This window comes from Pseudomonas sp. EA_5y_Pfl2_R50, from assembly GCF_963970475.1.
In the GTDB taxonomy this organism is placed as follows: Bacteria; Pseudomonadota; Gammaproteobacteria; order Pseudomonadales; family Pseudomonadaceae; genus Aquipseudomonas.
In genome coordinates, this window is the sequence record NZ_CAXAPT010000211.1 from 1 (window position 1) to 428 (window position 428).

The window sequence follows — 428 nt, forward strand, 5'->3', positions numbered from 1 at the left end:
TTCGATGTTCGGCCAAGGCGGGTCTTGCCGCCGGTAGACTTCTGAACGGGCGTGAGGCCCAGCCAGGCCGCGAAGTCGCGCCCTCGGCGGAACGTCTCGGCAGGTGGTGCCAAGGCCACCAGCGCAGTCGCTGCAATGGGGCCGATGCCGGGGATGGTCATCAACCTACGGCAGACCTCGTCTGCGTTGGCGCGTTTGGCGATCTCCTTGTCGAGGTCGGCGATCTTGTCATCAAGCTGGCTGAGCATGTCGGCCATTACCTGCAGCATCGCTTGTGCCGGCGGTGGCAACGCAGCACCCAGCTCCTCGTCGAGCAGGTCGCCCAGCATCGTGACATAGGCACGGCCTTTGGGGTTCCCGTAACATTTTTCCCAAAAGTAGCGGTAGCGGGAATGAGATCGGATCAGCGTCGTGTAGGGTAAGAGTGT

At 62.4% G+C, this 428-nt stretch carries 1 protein-coding gene; it reads right to left on the reverse strand.

Annotation, left to right across the window (positions count from 1 at the left end; translation table 11 throughout):
* Positions 1–428, reverse strand: a 428-nt coding sequence (locus AACY19_RS27495; RefSeq protein WP_339454647.1) for a transposase, incomplete at both ends; no start/stop codon positions are given.